Here is a 19,481-nt window from a genome sequence, read left to right as displayed (position 1 = left end):
ACATGAGCAAGCAAGTGCAAGAGGCCTACATCGTCGCCGCCAGCCGCACCCCGATCGGCCGCTCCGGCCGCGGCTACTTCCGCCACACCCGCTCCGACGATCTGCTGATCGCCGCGCTGCGCTCGGCGCTGGCGCAGGTGCCGACGCTGGACCCGGCGGCCATCGAGGACGCGGTCATCGGTTGCAGCTTCCCCGAAGGCGAGCAGGGCATGAACATGGCCCGCATCGCGGTGGCGCTGGCCGGCCTGCCCAACGGCGTGGGCGGGGTCACCGTCAACCGCTTCTGCGCCTCGGGCCTCACCGCCATCCAGATGGCGGCTGATCGCATCCGCGTTGGCGAGGCCGACGTGATGATCGCCGGCGGTGCTGAATCGATGAGCCTGGTGCCGATGGGCGGCACCAAGCCCTCGTTCAACCCGCTGGTGTTCGCCAAGGACGAGAACATCGGCATCGCTTACGGCATGGGCCTGACCGCCGAGAAGGTGGCGCAGCAGTGGAAGGTCAGCCGCGAGGACCAGGACGCCTTCGCGCTGGCCTCGCACCAGAAGGCCATCGCCGCGCAGCAGGCGGGCGAATTCGCCGATGAGATCTGCCCGGTCGAGGTGACCGAGCGGGTGCCCGATCTGGCCACCGGCGAGGTCACGCTGAAGACCCGCACCGTCACGCTGGACGAGGGCCCGCGCCCCGACACCAGCCTGGAGGGCCTGGCCAAGCTGCGCCCGGTCTTCGCCGCACCCAAGGACCCGTCGGGCAAGGCCACCGGGCTGGGCAGCGTCACCGCCGGCAACAGCTCGCAGACCAGCGACGGCGCCGGTGCGCTGATCCTGGCCTCCGAGAAGGCCGTCAAGCAGTTCGGCCTGACGCCGCTGGCGCGCTTCGTCAGCTTCGCCAGCCGCGGCGTGCCGCCCGAGATCATGGGCATCGGCCCGATCGCCGCGATCCCGGCGGCGCTGGGCTACGCCGGCCTGAAGCACGAGGACCTGGGCTGGGTCGAGCTGAACGAGGCCTTCGCCGCGCAGTCGCTGGCCGTGATCCGCGACCTGGGCCTGAACCCCGCGGTGATCAACCCGATGGGCGGCGCGATTGCCCTGGGCCACCCGCTGGGCGCCACCGGTGCGATCCGCGCCGCCACCACCATCCACGCGCTGCGCCGCCGCCAGCTGAAGTACGGCATGGTGACGATGTGCGTGGGCACCGGGCAGGGCGCGGCGGGCATCTTCGAGCGCGTCTGACCGCGTGCACGGGGCCAGGCGGCGGCCGGTGCCCCGCCTGAGCGGCTGGCGCATCTGCCGTGATAGGGATGGGGCCTCGCCGTGATAGGGATGGGGCCTCGCCGTCGGCCTCACTACAGTGGCTGCGCTGCGCGGCAGGCTGCCGCGCAGCAGCCCGGCGGGCGACGGCCCCAGTGCCGTCCCCGACCGCCCCAGTCAGCCATCTGGAGTACGCCCATGACCCTGCGCCCCATCACGCTCGCGGCCTTCGTCCTCGCCGCTGTGTCCACCGCGGCGTTTGCCGCTGCCCCTGGCAGGGCCAAGGTCTACACCGCCGTCGTGGCGGCCGATGGCAGCTTCAGCCGCGGCTCCACCGGCGCCACCAGCGCCCTGATCGCGGCGCCGTCGAGCTACCAGGTCAGCTTCGTGGACAAGGACGGCCTGCCCGTCGATGTGCGCGGCTGCACCTACAACGCCACGCTGGGCACCACGAGCACTGGCGTCAACCCGCCCGGGGTGGCCACCACCGCGCAGCGCACCACGGCGACCAACGCCGTCTTCGTCCGCACCTTCGACATGACCGCCTCGCCGGTGGCTTCGTCCTTCCACCTGCAGGTGGCCTGCCCCTGAGCCAGGCCACCGGGGCGCTCCGATTCTGGAGAGCCCTCTCCAGGCGTGGCGGTGATCACCGGTGCCAGAATCAGCGACCGCTGACACAGGAGACACCATGGCCATCCGCGCTGCCACGCTCAATGGCGTGACCACGATCGAGATCGCGCGTCCCGAGAAGAAGAACGCCCTGACCCAGGCGATGTACCAGGCCATGGCCGATGCGCTGCGCGCCGCCCAGGCCGATCCGGCCGTGCGCGCGGTGCTGATCACCGGCCAGCCCGGCATCTTCACCTCGGGCAATGACCTTGAGGACTTCATGCAGCGCCCGCCTCAGGGCCCGGAGTCGCCGGTGTTCCGCTTCATGCGTGCGCTGATCGACTGCGACAAGCCCGTGGTGGCCGCCGTCACCGGTGCCGCGATCGGCATCGGCACCACGATGCTGCTGCACTGCGACTTCGTCTACGTCAGTGACGAGGCCCGGCTGGCCATGCCCTTCGTCAGCCTGGGCCTGGTGCCGGAGTTCGCCTCCAGCCTGCTGGTGTCGCAGCGCATGGGCCATGTGCGCGCGGCCGAGAAGCTGCTGCTGGGCGACCCCTTCACCGGCGCTGAGGCGGTGGAGTGCGGCATCGCCAATGCGGTGCTGCCTGCGGCTGAGGTGGTCAACCACGCGCGCCGCGTGGCCGAGCGCTTCCGCCACCTGGCCCCGGCCGCGGTGCGCGAAAGCAAGGCGCTGATGCGCGCGCCGCAGCGTGAACAGGTGCTGGCGGTGATCGCCGCCGAGGGCGAGGTCTTCGGCCAGCGCCTGCGCAGCCCCGAAGCGCGCGAGGCCTTCCAGGCCTTCTTCGAGAAGCGCGCGCCGGACTTCTCCTCGTTCTCCTGAGCATGCTGGCCAAGCTGGCCCTGGGCCCGCTGCTGATCGCCCAGGGGCGCCAGGTGCGCCGCCAGGCACTGCGCCTGCCCGAGGCCGCCGGCCCGCGCAGCGGCGTGGCCGGGGAGGGCGCTGCACGCTGGCGTCTGCTGGTGCTGGGCGATTCCTCCGGCGCCGGGGTCGGTGTCGCGCACCAGGACCAGGCGCTGGCCGCGCCGCTGGCCGCCGCGCTGGCCGCACGTCTGGGTGGCGCCGTGGCCTGGCGCCTGCTGGCCACCACCGGGCACACCGCCGCCGATGCCTTGCAGGCGCTGCGCGAGGCCGAGCTGGCGCCGGCCGACCTGCTGGTCACCGCGCTGGGCGTGAACGACGCGGTGGGCCAGACCCGGCCGCAGCGTTTCGTCGCCACGCTGGACGCGATCCACGCCGAGGCCCAGGCCCGCTGCGGCGTGCGTTGCACGCTGCACAGCGCGCTGCCGCCGATGGGGCGCTTCCCGCTGCTGCCGCAGCCGCTGCGCTGGGTGATGGGGCGCGACGCCGCACGGCTGGACGCGGCCCTGGCACGCCACGTGGCGGGCCGCGGCGACCGCCGCCACGTGCCGCTGCCCGCAATGCCCGCCGGGCCGCTGGACGGCTGGGTGGCCGAGGACGGTTTCCACCCCGGTCCGCGCGGCTACCCCGCGTGGGCGCAGGCGCTGGCCGAGGCGGGCGCCGCGGTGCTGCGCTGATCAGGCCGGCGGGTCCTTGGGAATAGGCCGCGGCTGTCCCTGGCGGTCGATCGCCACATAGGTCAGCGTGGCCTCGGTGACCTTGACGATGTGCGGATCGGCCGGGTTTCGCTCGGCATAGACCTCGACATGCACGGTGACCGAGGTGTTGCCCACCCGCAGCACCTTGCCGTAGAAGCTCAGCAGGTCACCCACCGACACCGCCTGCTTGAAGATGAACTCGTTGACCGCGACGGTGGCGATGCGGCCACGGGCAATGCGCATCGGCAGCACCGCACCGGCCAGGTCCACCTGCGCCATGATCCAGCCGCCGAAGATGTCGCCGTTGCCATTGGCGTCGGCCGGCATCGGCATCACCCGCATCACCAGCTCGCGGTCGGTGGGCAACTGGGTGCGCGGCGGCTGGGGCACACTGGCGGCTGCGGGGCTGTCGCTCATCGGGGGTCCTGCGCTCAACAAAAAGTCCAGCCATTGTTCCACGATGCGTCGCGCCGCTGCCCTGCCTGAACCTGCCGCCAGTCCTGGCGCCCCCCGCTCTGACTGGGCCACGCTCCAGCGCCTGCTGCCCTACCTGTGGGACTACCGCTGGCGGGTGGCGGCGGCCTTGGTCTTCCTGGTGGCGGCCAAGGCCGCCAACCTGGGCGTGCCGCTGCTGCTGAAGGAACTGGTGGACCAGCTGGCGCCGGGGCCGGTGGATGCGCGTGCGCTGCTGGTGGTGCCGGCCGGCCTGCTGGTGGCCTATGCGGCGCTGCGCCTGTCGACCAGCGTCTTCACCGAACTGCGCGAGCTGGTCTTTGCCCAGGCCACGCACGGCGCCAGCAAGCGCATCGCGCTGGAGGTGTTCCAGCACCTGCATGCGCTGAGCCTGCGCTTCCACCTGGAGCGCCAGACCGGCGGCCTGACGCGCGACATCGAGCGCGGCACCAAGGCGCTGCAGTCGCTGGTCAGCTACTCGCTCTACACCATCGTGCCCACCATCGTCGAGCTGGGTCTGGCGCTGCTGCTGCTGGGTGCCAAGTTCGACATGGGCTTCGTCGGCATCACGGTGGCGGCGCTGGTGGTCTACGTGGTCTTCACGGTCACCATCACCGAGTGGCGCACGCAGTTCCGCCGCCGCATGAACGAGCTTGACAGCCGCGCCCACACCCGGGCGATCGACGCGCTGCTGAACTACGAGACCGTCAAGTACTTCAACAACGAGGGCTTCGAGGCCCAGCGCTACGACCAGGGCCTGGACGAGTACCGGCGCGCGCAGATCCAGTCGCAGAACTCGCTGTCGATGCTCAACACCGGGCAGCAGGCGATCATCGCGGTGTCGCTGCTGGCCATGCTCTGGCGCGCCACCAGCGGCGTGGTCGAGGGCCGGCTGACGCTGGGCGACCTGGTGCTGATCAACGCGCTGCTGATCCAGCTCTACATCCCGATGAACTTCCTGGGCGTGCTCTACCGCGAGGTCAAGCAGAGCCTGGCCGACCTGGACAAGATGTTCACCCTGCTGGCGCGCGAGCGCGAGGTGGCTGATGCGCCCGGCGCCGCCGCCTTGCAGGTCAGCGGCGCCACGGTGCGCTTCGAGGACGTGCACTTCGCGTATGACCCGGCGCGGCCCATCCTGCACGGCGTGAGCTTCGAGATCCCGGCGGGCCGCACGGTGGCGGTGGTGGGCGCCAGCGGCGCGGGCAAGAGCACGCTGTCGCGGCTGCTGTACCGCTTCTATGACGTGGGCAGTGGCCGCATCACGATCGACGGCCAGGACATCCGCAGCGTCACCCAGGACAGCCTGCGCCGGGCGATCGGCATCGTGCCGCAGGACACCGTGCTGTTCAACGACACCGTGGCCTACAACATCGGCTATGGCCGCACCGGCGCCACCCGCGAGGAGATCGAGGCCGCGGCGCGCGCCGCCCACATCCACGACTTCATCGTCGCCCAGCCCAAGGGCTACGACACCGTGGTGGGCGAGCGCGGCCTGAAGCTCAGCGGTGGCGAGAAGCAGCGCGTGGCCATCGCCCGCACGCTGCTGAAGAACCCGCCGGTGCTGGTCTTCGACGAGGCCACCTCGGCGCTGGACTCGGCCAACGAGCGGGCCATTCAGGCCGAGCTGCGCAGCGCCTCGCAGGGCAAGACCACGCTGGTCATCGCCCACCGACTGTCCACCGTGGTGCAGGCGCACGAGATCCTGGTGATGGACGCCGGCCACATCGTCGAGCGTGGCACCCACGAGGCCCTGCTGGCCGCCGGCGGGCGCTATGCTCGGATGTGGGCATTGCAGCACCGCCGACCCGAGGACACCGCGCAGGACCCCCATGGACACCAAGTGGCTTGAGGACTTCGTCAGCCTGGCCGAGACGCGCAGCTTCTCGCGCTCGGCGCAGGCGCGCCATGTCACGCAGCCGGCCTTCTCACGGCGCATCCAGGCGCTGGAGGCCTGGGCCGGCATCGACCTGGTCGACCGCTCGTCCTACCCCACCCGCCTGACGCCGGCCGGCGAGACCTTCCTGGCCCAGGCGCTGGAGATCCTGAATGCCTTGCAGGCCACGCGCAGCATGATGCGCAGCCACCAGGCGGCCGACCAGGACATGGTGGAGTTCGCGGTGCCGCACACCATGGCCTTCACCTTCTTCCCGCACTGGCTGATGGACCTGCGCCAGCGCTTCGGGGCGATCAAGAGCCGGCTCTCGGCGATGAACGTGCACGACGCGGTGATCCGCCTCACCGAAGGCAGCTGCGACCTGCTGATCGCCTACCACCACCCCACCCAGCCGCTGCAACTCAGCTCCGACCGCTATGAGATGCTGAGCCTGGGCCACGAGACGCTGGCGCCCTATGCCAAGGCCGATGCCGCGGGGCAGCCGATGTTCCGCCTGCCGGGTCGGCCCGGCGCGCCAGTGCCCTTTCTCAGCTACGCCCAGGGCGCCTACATGGCGCGCATCGTCGAGCAGATCATCAAGCTCGCCCCGGCGCCGCTGCACCTGGACGCCATCTATGAGACCGACATGGCCGAGGGCCTGAAGGCGATGGCGCTGGAAGGCCACGGCCTGGCCTTCCTGCCGGCCAGCTCGGTGCGCAAGGAACTGCGCGCGCGGCGCCTGGTGGCGGCCGGTCCGGCCGAGTACGAGCTGACGATGGAGGTGCGCATCTACCGCGAGCGCCCCAGCGGCGCCCGGCACGCCAAACCGGTGGCCGAGGAGTTGTGGAACTTCCTGAAGGCGCGCGGTGACGCGCTGGAATGAGCTGACGCAGAGCTGGGGACGTCCCCCGGGCCGGCGCGGCGTGGGCGTGCTGCTGCTGGCCCTGGCCCTGGTGGGCGCCGCCGCCTGGGCCGGCTACGCGGCCAGCACGCGCCGCGGCACCGATGCCCTGCGCGCCGAGGCCAAGCACCAGCTGGACCTGTTCGCCAGCGTGGTGCAAGGCATGGTGCGCCGCCTGGAGTACGTGCCCGCCACGCTGCAGTTGCACCCCGACGTGCTGGCGCTGCTGCGTCAGCCGGCCGATGCCGCGCGCCAGCAGGCGGCGGGCGACTACCTGCGCCGCCTCAATGCCCACCTGGGCAGCGCCTCGGTGCATGTGCTGGACGCCTCGGGCCGGGTCATCGGCGCCAGCGACCCGGCGCTGCTGGACGAGGACCTGTCCTTCCGGCCCTACTTCCAGGAGGCCATGGCCGGGCGGGTGGGGCGCCACTTCGCGATCGGCCTGCGCGACGGCGTGCCGGGCTACTACGTCTCGCACCCGGTGCACGACGGTGCGCGGGTGATCGGCGTGGCGGTGCTGAAGATCGGTCTGGGCCCGGTGGACCAGGCCTGGGCCCTGCTGGAGGCGCCAGCGCTGCTGGCCGATTCCAACCAGGTGGTGGTGCTGTCCTCGCAGCCGCAGTGGCGCTACACCGCCCTGGCCGAGCTGCCGCCGGAGCGGCAGAGCGACGTGCGGGCGACCCGCCTGTATGGCGACCAGCCGATCCGGCGCCTGCCGCTGCAGGTGGACCTGCGCATCGACGAGGACAGCCAGATCGTCGAAGGCGTGCTGCCCGAAGGCCTGCGGGGCAATGGCGAGCGCGGCCTGGCGCGCGAGATGCTGGTGCTGGGCCGCACGCTCGACGGCATGGACTGGCGCCTGCTGATGTTCACCGACCTGCGTCCGGTGCGCCAGGATGCGGTGCAGGCCGGTCTGCTGGCGGGGGTCAGCACCGCCTTCGTGCTGGCGCTGGCGGTGGTCTATGGCCAGCGTCGGCGCATCACGCGGCAGAAGCTGCGCGCCCACCACGAGCTGGAAACCCAGGTGGCGGCGCGCACCCAGGCGCTGTCCGAGGCCAACGAGCGCCTGCGCACCGAGGTGGCCGAGCGCCAGCAGGCCGAGCAGACCCTGCGCCGCGCCCAGGACGAGCTGGTGCACGCCGGCAAGATGGCCGCGCTGGGCCAGCTGGCCACCGGCATCACCCACGAGCTGACACAGCCGCTGGGGGCGATCCGCACGCTGTCGGCCAACGCGGTGGAGTTCATGCGCCGCGGCGAGCACGGCGTGGCCGCCGACAACCTGGGCATCATGGCGCGGCTGGCCGACCAGATGGGCGCCATCATCGAGCCGCTCAAGGGCTTTGCGCGCAAGTCGCAGGCGCGGCCGCAGGCCAGCGACGTGGCGCAGGCGGTGCGCCATGCGCTGTTCCTCTACGACCAGCGGCTGCGCCGCGAGGCGGTCGAGGTGATCGACCTCACGGTGCCGGGTGCGGCGCTGGCCTGGTGCGACCCGAACCGCCTGGAGCAGGTGCTGGTCAACCTGATCGGCAACGCCTTGGACGCGATGCGCGACGCGCCCACCCGCCGCCTGTGGATCGCCGCCGAGCTGCAGGACGGGCAGGCGAGGATCCAGGTGCGCGACAGCGGCCCCGGCATCAGTGCCGAGGTGCTGGCGCACCTGTTCGAGCCCTTCTTCAGCACCAAGGAAGCCGGCGTCGGCCTGGGCCTGGGCCTGGCGATCTCGCGCGACATCGCCCGCGAGGCCGGCGGCGAGCTCAGCGCCGACAATCACGCCGACGGCGGCGCCTGCTTCACCCTGCGCCTGCCGCTGCCGCCCACCCCATGAGCACCCTGACCGTCCTTCTGGTCGAAGACGACCTGCCCATGCAACTCGGCTGCCAGCAGGCGCTGCAGCTGGCCGGCCTGCGCGTGCAGGCGGTGGACCGGGTCGAGGCCGCGCTGAAGCTGCTGGCCCCGGGCTTCGCCGGCGTGGTGGTGACCGACATGCGCCTGCCCGGCGCCGACGGCCTGAGCCTGGTGCGCGCCTGCCGCGACATGGAGCCCGAGCTGCCGGTGATCATGATCACCGGCCATGGCGACGTCAGCCTGGCGGTCGAGGCCATGCGCAGCGGCGCCTACGACTTCATCCCCAAGCCCTTCTCCCCCGAGACCCTGGTGGAGGTGGTCCGCCGCGCGCTGGACAAGCGTGCGCTGACGCTGGAGGTGGCGGCGCTCAAGCAGGCGCTGGCCCGCCAGGCCGGCGGCGCCACGCGCCTGGTGGGGCGCTCGCCGCAGATGCGCGCGGTGCGGGCGCTGATCGAGCGCGTGGCGGGCTCGGACGTGGACGTGCTGGTGCGCGGCGAGACCGGCACCGGCAAGGAGCTGGTGGCGCAGGCGCTGCATGAACTGTCCGGCCGCGCCAAGGGGCCGCTGGTGGCGCTGAACTGCGGCGGTCTGCCCGACACCCTGCTCGACAGCGAACTCTTCGGCCACGAGCCCGGCGCCTTCACCGGTGCCGCCAAGCGCCGCATCGGCAAGATCGAGCACGCCCACAAGGGCACGCTGTTCCTCGACGAGGTCGAGAGCATGCCGATGCCGGTGCAGGTCAAGCTGCTGCGCGTGCTGCAGGACCGGGTGATCGAGCGCCTGGGCTCGAACGAGCGGGTGCAGGTGGACTGCCGGGTGATCGCCGCCACCAAGGACGACCTGCTGCTGCGTGCGCGCGACGGCAGCTTCCGTGCCGATCTGGTCTACCGGCTCAACGTGGTGACGATCGAGCTGCCGCCGCTGCGCGAGCGGCGCGAGGACATCCCGCTCCTGCTGGAGCACTTCCTGCTGCTGGCCGCCAGCCGCTACGGCCTGCCGATGCCCGAGCTGGGCGAATCCCAGCGCCGCGCCCTGCTGGCCCACGACTGGCCCGGCAATGTGCGCGAGCTGCGCAACGTGGCCGACAGCCTGGTGCTGGGCGTGCCCGGCGGCGTGCTGGGCGATGCGGCAGCACCCGCTGACGGCCCGACGCTGGCGCAGGCGGTGGAAGACTTCGAGCGCGGCCTGATCCGCGAGGCCCTGCGCCGCCACGGCGGCCACCTGGGCCGCAGCGCCCAGGCGCTGAAGGTGCCCAAGACCACGCTGGCCGACAAGCTGCGCAAGTACGGCCTGAACGCCCAGGCCGGCAGCGACTGACGAACGGAAATCCGTACGCCGCGACGGCAGCGGCGCACGGGTTTCCGTACGCCAGCCCCGTCGCAGCCGCGGGCGCGGCGGGCTTTCTTGTGGTGCGACAAGCACTTGCACCGCGTTGCTGGTCCTGGCACGCCATCTGCAAGAGACTGGGCATGTGGATCCGCCGCGTTGCCATGCACCTGGGCCTGTCTGCCATCCTGGCGGTCGGGTCGCTGGGCGCCTGGGCGGCGCCGGGTGCGGCCTCGGCCCCGCTGCGCGGCGGCACGCTGGGCCGCATCGCCGAGACCGGCACGATCAACCTGGGCCACCGCGAATCCTCGGTGCCCTTCTCCTACTACGACGGCAAGCGCCAGGTGGTGGGCTATGCGCACGAGCTGATGCTGCGCGTGGTCGACGAGATCAAGGCCGAGCTGAAGCTGCCTGCGCTGACGCTGCGCCTGGTGCCGGTGACCTCGCAGAACCGCATCCCGCTGGTGATGGACGGCACGGTGGACCTGGAATGCGGCTCGACCTCCAACACCGCCGAGCGGGGCCGCCAGGTGGCCTTCTCCACCTCCTTCTTCGTCATCGGCACGCGGCTGCTGGTGCGCCGCGGCTCGCCGATCAAGGATTTCCCGGACCTGGTGGGCCGCAAGGTGGTGGTCACCGCCGGCACCACCTCCGAGCGGCTGTTGCGCCAATGGAGCGAGCAGCCGGGCCGCAAGGTGCAGCTGCTGGCCGCGCGCGACCACGACGACGCCTTCCGGGTGCTGGAGTCCGGCCAGGTCGATGCGCTGATGCTGGACGATGCGCTGCTCTTCGGCGAGCGCGCCAAGGCCGCCCGCCCCGACGACTGGGTGATCACCGGCACGCCGATGTCGCAGGAGGCCTATGGCTGCATGATGCGGCTGGGCGACCCGGCGTTCAAGGCGGTGGTTGACCGCGCACTGACCCGCCTGCTGCAATCGGGCGAGGCCATGTCGATCTACACACGCTGGTTCCAGCGGCCGATCCCGCCGCGCCAGCTGAACCTCGATTTCCCGCCGTCCGAGGCGCTGCAACAGCTTTTCCGCCGGCCGAGCGACCAGCCCCTGTAGGGCTGGCGAACGGTCTCTTCAACCCTCCCCGATGATGGAGTCGTGATGTCCCACCAATCCTCCCCCCTGCGCCGTGGTCTGCTGGCCGCCGCTGCGCTGACCGTGTTCGCGGTCGGCGCCCAGGCGCAGAGCAGCGACACCCTGAAGAAGATCAAGGACAGCGGCTCGATCACGCTGGGCGTGCGCGAGTCGTCCGGCGCGCTGGCCTACACGCTGGGCAATGGCAAGTACGTCGGCTTCCACACCGAGATGGCCGAGCGCGTCGTGGCCGCGCTGCGTCGCCAGCTGGGCATGAGCGAGATCTCGGTCAAGTACCAGCCCGTGACCTCGCAGAACCGCATCCCGCTGGTGCAGAACGGCACGGTGGACCTGGAGTGCGGCTCCACCACCAACAACAGCGCACGCCAGAAGGACGTGGCCTTCGCGGTCACCACCTACGTCGAGGAAGTGCGCATCGCCGTCAAGGCCAACTCGGGCATCACCTCGATCGCCCAGCTGGCCGGCAAGAACGTCGCCACCACCACCGGCACCACCAGTGTGCAGACGCTGCGCAAGCATGAGAAGGCCAACGGCGTCGACTTCAAGGAGGTCTTCGGCAAGGACCACGCCGACAGCTTCCTGCTGCTGGAAAGCGGCCGCGCCGATGCCTTCGTGATGGACGGCCAGATCCTGGCCGGCAACATCAGCAAGTCCAAGGCCCCGGCCGACTACAAGATCGTCGGCGAGGTGCTGTCGGTCGAGCCCATCGCCTGCATGCTGCGCAAGGACGACCCGGCCTTCAAGAAGGCGGTGGACGACGCCATCATCGCGATGATGAAGAACGGCGACCTGGCCAAGATGTACGACAAGTGGTTCATGCAGCCGATCCCGCCGGCCAACGTGCCAGTCGGTCTGGCGCTGTCGCAGGCCACCAAGGACGCCTGGGCCAACCCGAACGACAAGCCGATGGAAGCCTACGCGAAGAAGTGATCGCGGCCTGATGGGCGGGCATGGGGCCACTGACCCCGCCCGCCCCCTGTGAATGACCCGAGGAGGAGGCCCGACGTGGCGACCTGGGATTGGCAGGTGTTCTGCAAGAACACCATCGACGGTGAGGTGGTCGAGCGCTGCTTTGGCAGCAACGGCGACATCACCTACCTGGACTGGCTGCTGTCGGCCTGGGGCTGGACCTTGTCCGTGGCGCTGCTGGCGCTGGTGGTGGCGCTGGTCGTGGGTTCGCTGATCGGCATCCTGCGTACCGTGCCCAGCCGCTGGCTGTCGGGCTTCGGCAATGCCTGGACCGAACTGTTCCGCAACATTCCGCTGCTGGTGCAGATCTTCCTGTGGTACCACGTGGTGCCCTCGATCATCGCGCCGCTGAAGGACGTGCCGCCCTTCGTGCTGGTGGTGCTGGGCCTGGGCTTCTTCACCTCGGCGCGGGTGTCCGAGCAGGTCAAGGCCGGCATCGAGAGCATTCCGCGCGGCCAGCGCTATGCCGGTCTGGCCATGGGCCTGACGCTGGCGCAGACCTACCGCTACGTGCTGCTGCCGCGGGCCTTTCGCATCGTCATCCCGCCGCTGACCAGCGAGAGCATGAACATCATCAAGAACTCCTCGGTCGCTTTCGCGGTGAGCATTGCCGAGCTGACGCAGTTCGCGATGCAGGCGCAGGAGGAAACCTCGCGCGGCATCGAGATCTACCTGGCGGTCACCGGCCTGTATTTCATCTCGGCCTTCGCCATCAACCGCATCGCCATGGTGATCGAGCGCAAGTCGCAGGTGCCGGGCATGCTGGGGGCACGCTGAGATGACTCTCGACTTCACCTTCCTGACCTGGGACACCCTGGTCAACTTCGTCTCCAAGGGCCTGGTCTTCTCGATCCAGCTGACGCTGGTGGCCATGATTGGCGGCATCGTGCTGGGCACGCTGCTGGCCTTGATGCGCCTGTCGGGCAAGAAGTGGCTGGAGCTGCCGGCGTCGCTGTACGTCAACCTGCTGCGCTCGGTGCCGCTGGTGATGGTGATCCTGTGGTTCTTCCTGCTGATCCCGCTGCTGATCGGCCAGCCGATGGGCGCCGAGCTGTCGGCCATCATCACCTTCACGGTGTTCGAGGCGGCCTACTACTCCGAGATCATGCGCGCGGGCATCCAGAGCGTGCCCAAGGGCCAGGTCTACGCCGGCTACGCGGTGGGCATGACCTACCGCCAGACGATGCAGCTGGTGGTGCTGCCGCAGGCCTTCCGCAACATGCTGCCGGTGCTGATGACGCAGACCATCATCCTGTTCCAGGACACCTCGCTGGTCTACGCGATCGGCGCCTACGATCTGCTCAAGGGCTTCGAGGTCGCCGGCAAGAACTTCAACCGCCCGGTCGAGACCTACCTGGTCGCCGCCGTGGTGTACTTCATCATCTGTTTCTCGCTGTCGATGCTGGTGCGTCGCCTGCAGAAGAAAATCGCCATCATCCGTTGAGAGGACACTGCCGTGATTGACATCAAGAACGTTTCCAAGTGGTACGGCAGCTTCCAGGTGCTGACGGACTGCACCACCAGCATCCAGAAGGGCGAAGTGGTGGTGGTGTGCGGCCCCTCGGGCTCGGGCAAGTCCACGCTGATCAAGACGGTCAACGCGCTCGAGCCGATCCAGCAGGGCGACATCATCGTCGACGGCACCAGCATCTCCGACCCGAAGACCGACCTGCCCAGGCTGCGCAGCCGGGTGGGCATGGTGTTCCAGCACTTCGAGTTGTTCCCGCACCTGTCGGTGACCGAGAACCTGACGCTGGCGCAGATCAAGGTGCTGGGCCGCTCGACCGACGAGGCCCGCACCCGCGGCCTGAAGATGCTGGACCGCGTGGGCCTGTCGGCCCACAAGGACAAGTTTCCGGGTCAGCTCTCCGGCGGTCAGCAGCAGCGCGTGGCCATCGCCCGCGCGCTGAGCATGGACCCGATCGTCATGCTCTTCGATGAGCCCACCTCGGCCCTGGACCCCGAGATGGTGGGCGAGGTGCTGGACGTGATGGTGCAACTGGCCAACGAAGGCATGACCATGATGTGCGTGACGCACGAGATGGGCTTTGCCAAGAAGGTCTCGCACCGCGTGATCTTCATGGACGCCGGCAAGATCATCGAGGACTGCAAGAAGGACGAGTTCTTCGGCAACCCGGACGCCCGCTCCCCGCGTGCCAAGGACTTCCTGTCGAAGATCCTGCAGCATTGATTCTGGAGGGCGGCTCGTCCGCCCATGGCAGTCATTGCCCGCGGAGGTTGTTGAGGCGAGGTGGAGAAAAGGGGTCTCTCTCATGTCCTCCGGCCTGCGGCCTCCTCCTTGACTTCGTTCGACCCCTTTCCCCCACCTCGCTGGTCACCGACTTGAGACTGCCCACGCGAGCAGTCCCGCAACGGCTGCCCCAGACAAGGACCGAGCGGCCAGGGGCTGGCGGCGCTGTCGGGGGCGCCGAGGAGCGCAGGGCTGCAGGGCAATCCCTTCTGACTGGCCCACACTGTTTGAGCAGAGCGAGCCGCAGGCGAGCGGAGCGAGTTTGTGGGCCGCCCTGCAGCCCGAGCACCGCAGGGGGCGGAGCGGGATCAGCAGACAGTCCACTGCGGACTGTCTGCCCCGCGGAGCCGGTCCGGCTTGCAAGCCGGACCGTGGACGTCGGCGCAGCCGACCGCCACCGTCTGCGACGACAGGCCCTGGTCGCTCGGGCCTTGGCTGCGCCACCACCTCTGAAGTCAATCAGGTCGACTTGCGGCTCTGGGCAGGTTGCTGACTTCAACCTTGGCCCGCCTGGGGGGAATGGGACAATCGCCGCATGAGCGATACCCTGACCCTGATCCGCCCTGATGACTGGCACCTGCATGTGCGTGATGGCGCGCCGATGCAAGCGGTCGTGCCCTACACCGCGCGGCAGTTCGGTCGCGCGATCATCATGCCCAATCTGCGTCCGCCGGTGACCACGGCGGCGCAGGCGGTGGCCTACCGTGAACGCATCCAGGCGGCGGTGCCGGCTGGCGTGGACTTCACGCCGCTGATGACGCTGTACCTGACCGACAACACGCCGCCCGACGAGATTCGCCGAGCCAAGGCCGCGGGCGTGGTGGCGCTGAAGTTGTACCCCGCCGGCGCCACCACCAACAGCGATGCCGGTGTCACCGACCTTCGCAGGACCTACGCCACGCTCGAAGCCATGCAGCGCGAGGGCCTGCTGCTGCTGGTCCATGGCGAGGTGACCGATCCGGCGATCGACCTGTTCGACCGCGAAGCCGTGTTCATCGACCAGGTGATGCAGCCGCTGCGGCGCGATTTTCCTGAACTGAAGTTGGTGTTCGAGCACATCACCACCCAGGAGGCGGCGCAGTACGTGGCCACGGCGGGCGCGCACACCGCGGCCACGATCACCGCGCATCACCTGCTCTACAACCGCAACGCGATTTTCCAGGGGGGCTTGAGGCCGCACTACTACTGCCTGCCGGTGCTCAAGCGCGAGGTGCATCGCCAGGCCCTGGTGGCGGCGGCCACCAGCGGCTCGGACCGCTTCTTCCTGGGTACCGACAGCGCGCCGCATGCCTCGGTGATGAAAGAGGCGTCGGTGTGCGGCGCAGGGTGCTTCACCGCGCTGAGCGCGCTGGAACTCTACGCCGAGGCCTTTGAGGCGGCCGGCGCACTCGACAAGCTGGAGGGCTTTGCCAGCCGCCATGGCCCGGCGTTCTACGGCCTGCCGGTCAACACCGGCAGCGTCACACTGCGCCGCGAGCCCCTGCTGCTGCCCGAAGGCGTGCCCTTCGGCGACGCGCAGCTGAAGCCGCTGCGCGGTGGCGAGACGCTGGCCTGGCGTCAGGTCGACTGACGCACCCGGCCGCGGGAGGCGCCTGGCGCGCCTCCCCGCCGTTCATCACTGGGTCACGTAGACGTTGTCAAAGGTGCCGGCGATGCCGCCCTTGATCCGCTGCGTGGTGCAGTTCTGGATCTCGTTGCGCATCGACACGTTGGCAAACACCGTGGCCGGCGCCACGCTGTCATCCTGCGTGTAGGTGATGGTCGCGGTGATCGCGGCGTCACGGGTGTAGGTGAAGGTGTTGGTCTTCTTGTCCCACGCGAACTGCAGCCGCATCGGCGTGCCCACCGTGACGCTGCCCAGCGGCACCACCAGCGGCACGCCCGGCAAGGCGCTGCTGGCCGAGCAGTCGGCGTTGGTGCACTGCGACAGCACACCCTGAACCTGCAGCACGCCCGCGGCGTCGACGGAGTTGCTGGTGCGGCGCGCACGCACCTGCGCCAGCACATCGCCAGTGCGGTCGCCGGGGACCGGGCCGCCCGGACGGATGTTGAAGAACGAGCCGATCAGGCGCGCCGAAGAGGTACCCACCGAGGTGTTGGCAGCGCAGCTCTCGTCCTGCTTGATGTCGTCGATCGTCACATCGGCACGCAGGCCTTTGACCGGCGCAGTCACGGGAATGCTCATGTTCCAGGACTCCATCGTCAGGCCGGTGTCCGACGCGGTGTTGCCGTACAGGAAGCGGCCCAGCGTCAGCTTGTTGCCGTCGATGAACCGCCCAGCCTCGCTCTCGCCCCACTTGACGCGGTCGATGCCGGTGGTCACGTTGAAGTCGTCGTACTTGACGGCGGCGGCGTGGGCGTTGAGCGCCAGCAGGCTGGCAACGGCGGCAGGGATCAGGTGAAACTTCACGGTACAGCTCCAGAGCGTGTGGGTATGGTTGTGGATGTCTTGAGGGGCGCAGGCGCCACCGCATCGATTGTGGTCAGCCTCGCCTGCCGTTCAAAGTGTCGGCGCGGCGAGGCCCCCTAGAACGCCAGATGGTCCGGCGTGAAGCGTTTCACGACCGGGCCGTGTGCGTGCTGGCGGCTGGGCTCAGCGGACGATGCCGTAGTTGTCGAACTGCGCGCCGATGCCTGCCTTGGCACGGCCGGCCATGCAGTTGGCCACTTCGGCGCGGGCCGACACGTTGTTGAACGGTCGGCCTGGCGTGCCGGTGATGGTCACCGTGTAGGGCACGGCCACCGGTGCGCCACCGTCGCGGATGAACAGGAACTGGTTGTTCGCCGCGTCCCATTCGATCTGCAGCGTCACCTTGTCACCGACGTTGGCGGTGCCCAGGTCGACACCGCCCAGGTTGTTCGAGGTTGAGCAATCGGCGTTGGTGCACTGCGGCACGCCGCCCGCCACCCGCAGCACGCCGGGGGCGTCGGTGGAGTTGGAGGAGCGGCGCAGCCAGGCCTGGGCCAGCACGTCGCCGGTGAAGTCACCGGCCACCGGGCCGCCAGCGCGCGTGCTGAAGTAGTTGCCGATCACCCGCGCCCGCACCGTGCTGGGCGTGGTGTTGGCGGCGCAGCCGTCGAGATGGTCGACGTCGTCCACCGAGATCGTCACCTTCACCGCGCGGGAGGGCGAGGCATCGGTCTGGCTGGTGCTCAGCTGGGTCACCGTGACCCCGCTGTTGCTGGTCGTGTTGCCGAAACCCCACTGGCCCAGGGCCAAACGGCCGTTGTCGATGAAACGGTAGCTCTCCGGCGCGGACCAGCGCGTGTTGTCGATCTCGGGCAGGTTGAAGTTGTCGCCCACCACGGCGGCGACGGCAGAGAGACTGGCCAGCACCAGGGCACTGGCGGCGAAGAGGCGCTTCGTGTGCGTCATCATGGACTCCTGTGTGATGTCGCGGCGCGGCTCAGTAGCTGAAGCGCACGTTGTCGAAATCGGCGACGATGCCGGCTTTCACCTTGGGTGTGCTCAGGCAGTTGGCCACCTCATTGCGGATGCTGGGCTGTACGAAGCCCAGCACCGGCGGCGTGGCGCTCGAGCCGGTGTAGGACACCGTCTGCGTCACCCCATTGGCGGTGAAGTCGAAGGTCTTGGCCTTCTTGGCCCAGTCGACGCGACTGATCACCTTGGTGCCCAGCGCCACCGGCGCGAAATTGACGACGCCGATCGCGGTCGAGGCGCTGCAGTCGGCGTTGCTGCAGGTCGACAGGATGCCCTGCACATCGACCTGGCCTGCCGGCAGCGTGGTGTCGCTCAGGCGGCCCAGCCGGATCTGGGCCAGCACATCACCGGTGCGGTCACCCGGCACCGGGCCACCCGGGCGCTGGTTGAAATAGGCGGCGATCAGCCGTACCCGGGCGTTGGTGTTGAAGGGGTTGGCGGCGCAGGTCTCGTCGGTCTTGACGTCGACGACGGTGATGTCGGCGCCCATCGACTTGGGCGCCGTGGTGTCGATCAGCGGCTCGTTGAAGGTGTCGGCGACCAGCCCGCTGTCGCTGGCGGCGCCACCATAGGTGAAGCGCCCCAGGCGCAGCTGCTTGGCCTGGACAAAGCGGCCTTGCTCGCTCTCGATCCACAGCGCGCGGTTGAGGCCCGGCGTGCTGAAATCGTCCTGCGTGGGCACCTTGACGGCCCAGGCCGACCCGGCCAGCGCCACCGCGGCCAGCGCGGCGACCTGCCGGGGAATTCTGCTTTCCATGTTCACCTCCAGGGACTGCTGCCGGAGCGTGAACACCACGACCGGTCGAAAACGATTGTTCCGACCGACGTGGCGGAGGTCATCCACACAATGCCCGATGACCCCCTAGTTTGACGGCGGTCAAGCCGCGGGCAGGAAGCCCTCGATCGACAGGTAGCGCTCGCCGGTGTCGTAGTTGAAGCCCAGCACCTTGGCGCCGGCCGGCAGTTCGGGCAGCTTCTTGGCGATGGCGGCCAGCGTGGCGCCGCTGGAGATGCCCACCAGCAGGCCCTCCTGGGCGGCGCTGCGGCGGGCGTATTCGCGGGCTTCCTCGGCCTCGACCTGGATCACGCCGTCGAGCAGCTCGGTCTTCAGGTTCTTGGGGATGAAGCCGGCGCCGATGCCCTGGATCGGGTGCGGGCTGGGCGCGCCACCCGAGATCACCGGCGACTGGCTGGGCTCGACCGCAAACACCTTGAGCTGCGGCCACTGGGCCTTCAGCACGGTGGCCACGCCCGAGAGGTGGCCGCCGGTGCCCACGCCGGTGATGATCGCGTCCAGGCCGTCGGGGAAGTCGGCCAGGATCTCCTGGGCGGTGGTGCGCACATGCACGTCGATGTTGGCCGGGTTCTCGAACTGCTGCGGGATCCAGGCGCCGGGCGTGGCGGCGGCCAGCTCCTCGGCCTTGGCGATCGCGCCCTTCATGCCCTTCTCGCGCGGGGTCAGCTCGAAGCTGGCGCCGTAGGCCAGCATCAGGCGGCGGCGCTCGACGCTCATGCTGTCGGGCATCACCAGCACCAGCTTGTAGCCCTTGACCGCGGCCACCATGGCCAGGCCGACGCCGGTGTTGCCCGAGGTGGGCTCGATGATCGTGCCGCCGGGCTTCAGCTGGCCGCTGGCCTCGGCCGCCTCGATCATCGCCAGCGCGATGCGGTCCTTGATCGAGCCTCCCGGGTTGCTGCGCTCGGACTTGACCCAGACCTCGTGGGTGTCGCCGAACAGGCGGTTGACGCGGATGTGTGGGGTGCGGCCGATGGTGGCCAGGACGTTGGCAGCCTTCATGGTCATCTCCTGTGAACCGTCGATGATGCCCCAGACCGTCCCGCTCTGCCGGCATAAGCTTCTGACCGCTTCTCATG

General features: G+C 69.7%; 19 protein-coding genes. 14 read left to right on the top strand and 5 right to left on the bottom strand.

What is annotated here, in order from left to right; translation table 11 throughout:
* Positions 1 to 2: 2 nt before the first annotated feature.
* From KAK03_RS15375 to KAK03_RS15360, 4 genes are all read left to right on the top strand, one after another.
* On the top strand, positions 3 to 1,232 hold the full coding sequence (locus KAK03_RS15375; protein ID WP_210854934.1) for an acetyl-CoA C-acyltransferase: 1,230 nt from the start codon (positions 3 to 5) through the stop codon (positions 1,230 to 1,232).
* 216 nt (positions 1,233 to 1,448) lie between these two features.
* Complete coding sequence (locus KAK03_RS15370; RefSeq protein ID WP_210854931.1) at positions 1,449 to 1,841, top strand: hypothetical protein; 393 nt, start codon at positions 1,449 to 1,451, stop codon at positions 1,839 to 1,841.
* Between the two features lie 97 nt (positions 1,842 to 1,938).
* Positions 1,939 to 2,703: an enoyl-CoA hydratase gene (locus KAK03_RS15365; protein ID WP_210854930.1), complete on the top strand. Its 765-nt coding sequence runs from the start codon at positions 1,939 to 1,941 to the stop codon at positions 2,701 to 2,703.
* A 2-nt stretch (positions 2,704 to 2,705) separates the two neighbouring features.
* Positions 2,706 to 3,419, top strand: coding sequence for an SGNH/GDSL hydrolase family protein (locus tag KAK03_RS15360; RefSeq protein WP_210854928.1), 714 nt, complete (start codon positions 2,706 to 2,708; stop codon positions 3,417 to 3,419).
* On the opposite strand, the gene KAK03_RS15355 is transcribed toward KAK03_RS15360, so the two are convergent.
* Positions 3,420 to 3,857, bottom strand: coding sequence for an acyl-CoA thioesterase (locus tag KAK03_RS15355; RefSeq protein WP_210854926.1), 438 nt, complete (start codon positions 3,855 to 3,857; stop codon positions 3,420 to 3,422).
* A gap of 43 nt (positions 3,858 to 3,900) precedes the next feature.
* Here KAK03_RS15355 and KAK03_RS15350 point away from each other — a divergent pair, with 43 nt between their 5' ends.
* The 10 genes from KAK03_RS15350 to pyrC all read left to right on the top strand — a co-directional run bounded on the left by KAK03_RS15350 (position 3,901) and on the right by pyrC (position 15,734).
* The gene (locus KAK03_RS15350) at positions 3,901 to 5,742 is read left to right on the top strand and encodes an ABCB family ABC transporter ATP-binding protein/permease (RefSeq protein WP_210854925.1); all 1,842 of its coding nucleotides are present in this window, start codon (positions 3,901 to 3,903) and stop codon (positions 5,740 to 5,742) included.
* Positions 5,723 to 6,649 carry a LysR substrate-binding domain-containing protein gene (locus KAK03_RS15345; RefSeq protein ID WP_210854923.1) on the top strand — a complete coding sequence of 309 codons (927 nt, stop codon included), beginning with the start codon at positions 5,723 to 5,725 and terminating at the stop codon, positions 6,647 to 6,649. The genes KAK03_RS15350 and KAK03_RS15345 overlap by 20 nt, the downstream gene beginning before the upstream one ends.
* Complete coding sequence (locus KAK03_RS15340; RefSeq protein WP_210854921.1) at positions 6,633 to 8,492, top strand: sensor histidine kinase; 1,860 nt, start codon at positions 6,633 to 6,635, stop codon at positions 8,490 to 8,492. Before KAK03_RS15345 ends, KAK03_RS15340 begins: the two co-directional genes overlap by 17 nt.
* On the top strand, positions 8,489 to 9,829 hold the full coding sequence (locus KAK03_RS15335) for a sigma-54-dependent transcriptional regulator (RefSeq protein WP_210854919.1): 1,341 nt from the start codon (positions 8,489 to 8,491) through the stop codon (positions 9,827 to 9,829). Before KAK03_RS15340 ends, KAK03_RS15335 begins: the two co-directional genes overlap by 4 nt.
* A gap of 152 nt (positions 9,830 to 9,981) precedes the next feature.
* Positions 9,982 to 10,905, top strand: a complete 924-nt coding sequence (locus tag KAK03_RS15330; RefSeq protein ID WP_210854917.1) for a transporter substrate-binding domain-containing protein — start codon at positions 9,982 to 9,984, stop codon at positions 10,903 to 10,905.
* A 45-nt stretch (positions 10,906 to 10,950) separates the two neighbouring features.
* Complete coding sequence (locus KAK03_RS15325; RefSeq protein WP_510601430.1) at positions 10,951 to 11,874, top strand: transporter substrate-binding domain-containing protein; 924 nt, start codon at positions 10,951 to 10,953, stop codon at positions 11,872 to 11,874.
* 75 nt (positions 11,875 to 11,949) lie between these two features.
* A complete protein-coding gene (locus KAK03_RS15320; RefSeq protein WP_210854915.1) occupies positions 11,950 to 12,690 on the top strand; it encodes an amino acid ABC transporter permease in 741 nt (246 codons plus the stop codon).
* A 1-nt stretch (position 12,691) separates the two neighbouring features.
* On the top strand, positions 12,692 to 13,357 hold the full coding sequence (locus KAK03_RS15315; RefSeq protein ID WP_210854913.1) for an amino acid ABC transporter permease: 666 nt from the start codon (positions 12,692 to 12,694) through the stop codon (positions 13,355 to 13,357).
* A 12-nt stretch (positions 13,358 to 13,369) separates the two neighbouring features.
* The gene (locus KAK03_RS15310; protein WP_210854911.1) at positions 13,370 to 14,104 is read left to right on the top strand and encodes an amino acid ABC transporter ATP-binding protein; all 735 of its coding nucleotides are present in this window, start codon (positions 13,370 to 13,372) and stop codon (positions 14,102 to 14,104) included.
* A gap of 595 nt (positions 14,105 to 14,699) precedes the next feature.
* Complete coding sequence (pyrC, locus tag KAK03_RS15305; RefSeq protein ID WP_210854909.1) at positions 14,700 to 15,734, top strand: dihydroorotase; 1,035 nt, start codon at positions 14,700 to 14,702, stop codon at positions 15,732 to 15,734.
* A gap of 45 nt (positions 15,735 to 15,779) precedes the next feature.
* Here pyrC and KAK03_RS15300 read toward each other — a convergent pair whose 3' ends face one another.
* The 4 genes from KAK03_RS15300 to cysK form a co-directional block, all read right to left on the bottom strand.
* The gene (locus KAK03_RS15300; RefSeq protein ID WP_210854907.1) at positions 15,780 to 16,574 is read right to left on the bottom strand and encodes a hypothetical protein; all 795 of its coding nucleotides are present in this window, start codon (positions 16,572 to 16,574) and stop codon (positions 15,780 to 15,782) included.
* Between the two features lie 183 nt (positions 16,575 to 16,757).
* A complete protein-coding gene (locus KAK03_RS15295) occupies positions 16,758 to 17,540 on the bottom strand; it encodes a hypothetical protein (RefSeq protein ID WP_210854905.1) in 783 nt (260 codons plus the stop codon).
* A gap of 31 nt (positions 17,541 to 17,571) precedes the next feature.
* The gene (locus KAK03_RS15290; protein WP_210854904.1) at positions 17,572 to 18,363 is read right to left on the bottom strand and encodes a hypothetical protein; all 792 of its coding nucleotides are present in this window, start codon (positions 18,361 to 18,363) and stop codon (positions 17,572 to 17,574) included.
* A gap of 120 nt (positions 18,364 to 18,483) precedes the next feature.
* Entirely contained in the window at positions 18,484 to 19,404 is a 921-nt protein-coding gene (cysK, locus tag KAK03_RS15285) for a cysteine synthase A (protein ID WP_210854902.1), read from the bottom strand.
* Positions 19,405 to 19,481: the final 77 nt, after the last annotated feature.

The organism is Ideonella alba (assembly GCF_018069845.1).
Lineage (GTDB): Bacteria > Pseudomonadota > Gammaproteobacteria > Burkholderiales > Burkholderiaceae_C > Ideonella > Ideonella alba.
This window is presented reverse-complemented; position numbering and strand designations above follow the sequence as displayed.

Coding starts and splice junctions, on each gene's coding strand:
- KAK03_RS15375 (WP_210854934.1), top strand. CDS start 3: ATGAGCAAGCAAGTGCAAGAGGCCTACATCGTCGCCGCCAGCCGCACC.
- KAK03_RS15370 (WP_210854931.1), top strand. CDS start 1,449: ATGACCCTGCGCCCCATCACGCTCGCGGCCTTCGTCCTCGCCGCTGTG.
- KAK03_RS15365 (WP_210854930.1), top strand. CDS start 1,939: ATGGCCATCCGCGCTGCCACGCTCAATGGCGTGACCACGATCGAGATC.
- KAK03_RS15360 (WP_210854928.1), top strand. CDS start 2,706: ATGCTGGCCAAGCTGGCCCTGGGCCCGCTGCTGATCGCCCAGGGGCGC.
- KAK03_RS15355 (WP_210854926.1), bottom strand. CDS start 3,857: ATGAGCGACAGCCCCGCAGCCGCCAGTGTGCCCCAGCCGCCGCGCACC.
- KAK03_RS15350 (WP_210854925.1), top strand. CDS start 3,901: ATGCGTCGCGCCGCTGCCCTGCCTGAACCTGCCGCCAGTCCTGGCGCC.
- KAK03_RS15345 (WP_210854923.1), top strand. CDS start 5,723: ATGGACACCAAGTGGCTTGAGGACTTCGTCAGCCTGGCCGAGACGCGC.
- KAK03_RS15335 (WP_210854919.1), top strand. CDS start 8,489: ATGAGCACCCTGACCGTCCTTCTGGTCGAAGACGACCTGCCCATGCAA.
- KAK03_RS15330 (WP_210854917.1), top strand. CDS start 9,982: ATGTGGATCCGCCGCGTTGCCATGCACCTGGGCCTGTCTGCCATCCTG.
- KAK03_RS15325 (WP_510601430.1), top strand. CDS start 10,951: ATGTCCCACCAATCCTCCCCCCTGCGCCGTGGTCTGCTGGCCGCCGCT.
- KAK03_RS15315 (WP_210854913.1), top strand. CDS start 12,692: ATGACTCTCGACTTCACCTTCCTGACCTGGGACACCCTGGTCAACTTC.
- pyrC (WP_210854909.1), top strand. CDS start 14,700: ATGAGCGATACCCTGACCCTGATCCGCCCTGATGACTGGCACCTGCAT.
- KAK03_RS15295 (WP_210854905.1), bottom strand. CDS start 17,540: ATGACGCACACGAAGCGCCTCTTCGCCGCCAGTGCCCTGGTGCTGGCC.
- KAK03_RS15290 (WP_210854904.1), bottom strand. CDS start 18,363: ATGGAAAGCAGAATTCCCCGGCAGGTCGCCGCGCTGGCCGCGGTGGCG.
- cysK (WP_210854902.1), bottom strand. CDS start 19,404: ATGAAGGCTGCCAACGTCCTGGCCACCATCGGCCGCACCCCACACATC.